This is a genomic window from Streptomyces sp. SID14478, from assembly GCF_010548525.1.
GTDB lineage: Bacteria > Actinomycetota > Actinomycetes > Streptomycetales > Streptomycetaceae > Streptomyces.
The window spans coordinates 1-4,061 of the sequence record NZ_JAAGMG010000182.1 but is presented as its reverse complement, the minus strand read 5'-3'; the positions used below and the strand labels follow the sequence as shown (position 1 = coordinate 4,061).

At 72.5% G+C, this 4,061-nt stretch carries 2 protein-coding genes; one reads left to right on the top strand and one right to left on the bottom strand.

Going from position 1 to position 4,061, the window contains the following annotated elements:
• Window positions 1–361: 361 nt before the first annotated feature.
• Window positions 362–2,776, top strand: coding sequence for a GH92 family glycosyl hydrolase (locus G3I40_RS06960; protein ID WP_343244844.1), 2,415 nt, complete (start codon window positions 362–364; stop codon window positions 2,774–2,776).
• 18 nt (window positions 2,777–2,794) lie between these two features.
• On the opposite strand, the gene G3I40_RS06955 is transcribed toward G3I40_RS06960, so the two are convergent.
• Window positions 2,795–4,061: FAD-linked oxidase C-terminal domain-containing protein (locus G3I40_RS06955; RefSeq protein ID WP_164301281.1), on the bottom strand; the 1,267-nt coding region annotated here is incomplete at its 5' end.

The following is a 4,061-nucleotide window of genomic DNA, read 5'->3' as shown; positions in this document are numbered from 1 at the left end:
CCTCCTCACCGCTGCCGCATCCGGCGAGGGTGGCCGCCGCTGCCGCGCCCAGACCGATGCCGAGGCCCAGACGCGCCGCGCCCCTTCGGCTGATTCCACTCATGGACATCCCAACCCGCGCCGCGTGCGGGCGCGTTGCGTGTGTCCCCCCACACGGACACTGACCCTCGCACCGTAGGACCGATAAACTGACAAATGCGATATTTGGTGCGGCGTGCCGTGCAAAAGGCTCGCCAAGGGCCAGGGGCTTCACCGGGCGTTCATCCCGAGTGCGCGCAACGGCGTTCCCCTCGGGCCGTCAACGATCTACGCTCGGCGGCGCCTTGACGGCCTCTGACCCGACTGCGAAAGGTCCCGCGACGTGTCCGACCTCCTGCCCAGACCCGCGACGCCGCTGCGCCGCGCCGGGGCGATCGTCCTGGCGACCGCCCTCGCCCTGACGCTGCCCGCCCCGCTCGCCTCGGCCGCGGCACCGGCCGCACGCCCCACCTCGTACGTCGACCCGCTGATCGGCTCGACCAACGGCGGCAACACCTACCCGGGCGCCACCCGCCCCTACGGCATGGTCGCCTGGTCCCCGACCAGCACCACGGGCGACCAGACCAGCACCGGCGCCGCGAACGGCTACGAGTACAACGCCACGCGGATCCGCGGCCTGAGCCTGACGCACGTCAACGGCGCGGGCTGCAACCCGGGCGCCGCGGGCGACGTGCCGATCATGCCGTTCGTCGGGGACGTCACGTCGTCGCCGTCGGCCGACACCAAGGACGCGGTGTACGCGTCGGACTTCTCCCACGCCAACGAGCGCGCCGTGCCCGGCCGCTACACCCTCGGCCTCGACTCCGGCGCGTCCGCCGACCTGTCGGTGAGCCGCCGCGCGGGCGTCGCGGACTTCACCTTCCCGTCCGACAAGGCGGCCTCGCTCCTCTTCCGCGCCTCGAACTCGCTCAACGGCAGCGAGGACGCACACATCGACATCGACCGCGCACACCGCAAGGTCAGCGGCTGGGTGCTGACCGGCGCGTTCTGCGGACGGCGGGCCAACGGCGGCGTGAACAACCGCAAGAGCTACTACCGCCTCTACTTCAGCGCCTCGTTCGACCGCGCCTTCTCCTCGTACGGGACCTGGAAGGACGCCACCGTCTCCCCCGGCTCGACCAGCGGCGGGGGCGGCGAGGGGTACGCGACGGGCGCCGACCGCGCGGGCCGCGGCTCCGGTGGGTGGGTCGGCTTCGACACGGCCTCTGACAACGATGTCCACATGCGGCTCGGCATCTCGTACGTGTCCCTCGCGGGCGCCGAGACGAATCTGCGCGAGGAGATCGCCCCCCGGGCGAGCGTCGACGACGTGGCCGCACAGGCCCGCCGCGACTGGGACCGGGAACTGGCCTCCGTACGGATCGGCGGCGGCACCACGCAGCAGCGCACCGCCTTCACCACCGCGCTCTACCACTCGCTGATGCAACCCAACATCATCAGCGACACCGACGGCCGCTACCCCGGCATGGACGGCACACCGCACCGCCTCGCACGCGGGCAGGGAGCGCAGTACAGCAACTTCTCGGGCTGGGACCAGTACCGGGCCCAGATCCAGCTGCTCGCCCTGCTGAAACCGAAGGTCGCCGGGGACTTCGCCCAGTCGCTGTACAACTTCGCGCAGCAGAACGACGGGGTGTGGGACCGCTGGGTGCACATCAACGGCGCGACGCACGTGATGACCGGCGATCCGTCGGCGGCGACGCTCGCCACCTTCTACGCCATGGGCGTGCGCAACTTCGACTACGAGGGCGCCTTTGATTCCCTGGCGCGACAGGCCACGGAGCCCCGCGCCGACGGGCTGTCGGACGCGGGCTGCCCCGGACAGTGCGTCGGTCAACGCCCCAATCTGGCACAGTACTTGAGCTCCCACTACGCGGCGCAGGACACCTGTCACTGCTGGGGCGGTGCCGCCGAGACGCTGGAGGACTCGGTCGCCGACGCCGCGCTGGGCGCATGGGCGAAACTGCTCGGCCGCGACGAGCAGGCCGCCTCCTTCAGCGAGCGCGGCACCTGGTGGCGCAACGTCTTCAACCCCGACACCGGATACGTCCAGGCACGCAACCTGGACGGCTCGTGGGTGACCCCGTTCGACCCGGCCGGCGATCTCGGTTTCGCGCAGGGCACGAGCGCCACGTACACCTGGATGGTGCCGCAGGACGTGCAGGGCCTCGCGCAGGCTATGGGCGGCCGCGCGACGGCGGCGACCCGGCTCGACGGGTTCTTCCACAAGGCCGACGGTTCGTGGTCGGTCAAGGGCGGCGACGCGCTGCGCTACGACCCGACGAACGAACCCGGCATCCACGCACCGTGGCTCTACAACGCCCTCGGGCAGCCGTGGAAGACCCAGGCCACGGTCCGCGAGATCGTCGACTCCGTCTACGGGACGGGGCCCTCCGGACTGCCCGGCAACGACGACCTCGGCACCATGTCGGCCTGGTACGTCTTCTCCGCGCTCGGCCTCTACCCGAAGGCGCCCGGCAGCGCCGATCTGCTGCTCGGCGCGCCCCTGTTCCCGCACGCGGTCGTGGACCGGCCGGGCCGCGCCGACCTGGTGATCGACGCTCCCGCGGCCGATGCCACGCACGCGTACGTCGCCGGGGTGCGCCTCGACGGACGTGCCCACGCCCAGTCGTGGACGGACGCGGACCTGCTGCGGCGCGGGGGCACGCTCGCGTACCGGCTCACCGACACGCCGGACACGCACTGGGCCACCGACCCGGCGGGCCTGCCGCGCTGAACCGGCACCCGGGGGAGGTCAGTCCTCGCCGACGACCTTCCCCGGGTTGAACAGGTCCAGCGGGTCGAGCGTCTGCTTCACCGCGCTCTGCAACGCACAGACGGCGGGCCCCAGTTCGCTGCGCATGCCGCCCCGTTTGAGCAGTCCCACGCCGTGTTCGCCGGTGACGGTGCCGCCCGCGGCGATCGCCGCTCGGAGCAGTTCCTCGAAGGCGGCCTGGGCGGCGACGCGGGCCGCCTCGTCACCGGGTTCGGTGATCAGCAGCGGGTGCAGGTTGCCGTCCCCCGCGTGCGCGATGGTGGCGATGCGCACGCCGTGCCTGCGGCCGATCTTCTCGATGGTGGCGAGCATCGCGGGCACGGCCGAGCGCGGCACGCAGAGGTCCTCCGTGAGGACCGGGCCGAGCCGTTCGAGGGCGGGATAGGCGAGGCGTCGTACGTCGAAGAGCGCCTCGGCCTCGACGGCGTCGGTGGACTGCTCCGCCCACAGCGCCCCGGCCTCCTGGAAGGCGGTGGCCACGGCGTCGGCCTCGGTGGCGCCCGCGTCACCCGGCGCGTCGACGCGGGCGAGCAGCATCGCCTCGGCACCGGGCTCGATGCCCAGGTGCTTCCACTCCTCGACGGCCTCCATGCAGGCGCGGTCGAGGAGTTCGAGGGCGGCGGGCGCCAGGCCGCGCCGGGTGACGAGGGCGACCGCCGCGCCGGCGGCGACGAGGCTGTCGAACGCGCCGACGACGGTGCGGGGTTCGGCGGCAGGGGCGGGCCGCAGCCGCAGGGTGATCTCCGTGATGACGCCGAACGTGCCCTCGGAGCCGACGAACAGGCTCGTCAGGTCGTATCCGCTGACGCCTTTGGTGGTGCGCCGGCCGAGCCGGACCCGGCTGCCGTACTCACCTGCCGGCCCGCCCATGACGACCTCGAGCCCGAGGACGTAGTCGCGCGTGACGCCGTACTTCAGACAGCACAGGCCGCCCGCGTTCGTCGACACGTTGCCGCCGATCGTGGACCAGGGGGCGCTGGCCGGGTCCGGCGGGTACCACAGGCCGTGCTCGGCGACGGCGGCCTTCAAGTCGTCGTTGACGACGCCGGGTTGGACCACGGCGAGCAGGTTCTCGGTGTCGATCTCCAGGATGCGGTTCATCCTCGACACGTCGAGGACCACGCATCCGTCGACGGCGTTCGCGCCGCCCGAGAGTCCCGTGCCGGCGCCGCGCGTGACGACGGGTATCCGCCGGGCCGCGCAGGCCCGGACCACCGTCTGCACCTCCTCGGCGGAGGTGGCGCGG